The sequence below is a fragment of the Hymenobacter sp. B1770 genome, from assembly GCF_049896385.1.
Taxonomy (GTDB): domain Bacteria; phylum Bacteroidota; class Bacteroidia; order Cytophagales; family Hymenobacteraceae; genus Hymenobacter.
On record NZ_JAFCUF010000023.1, the window covers coordinates 1363 to 1691 of the forward strand.

Sequence of the window (329 nt, forward strand, 5' to 3'; positions counted from 1 at the left end):
AACAAAATCAGCAAATCCTTCTCGGAACTGGAGCAGAAATTTGAGCGGGAGCCCTCGGCCGCCGAACTGGCGGAGCTGCTGGAACTGAGCACCGCCGAGGTGGCGGACACGCTGAAACTCTCGGGGCGCCACGTCTCGATGGACGCGCCCTTCGTGCAGGGCGAGGAAAACGGCTTGCTCGACGTGCTGGGGGACGAGGACGCGGACACGCCGGATGCCGGCTTGCTGCGGGACTCCCTGCGCCGGGAGGTACAGCGGGCCCTCTCGACCCTGACCCGGCGCGAGGCCGACGTGGTGACGCTCCATTTCGGGCTGAATGGCCAGGCCGC

The 329-nt window shown here is 67.2% G+C and carries 1 protein-coding gene; it reads left to right on the forward strand.

Features of this window, described 5'->3' with window-relative positions; all coding sequences use genetic code 11:
* Positions 1 to 329: sigma-70 domain-containing protein (locus tag ACP7AJ_RS21155; protein WP_426062222.1), on the forward strand; the 329-nt coding region annotated here is incomplete at both ends.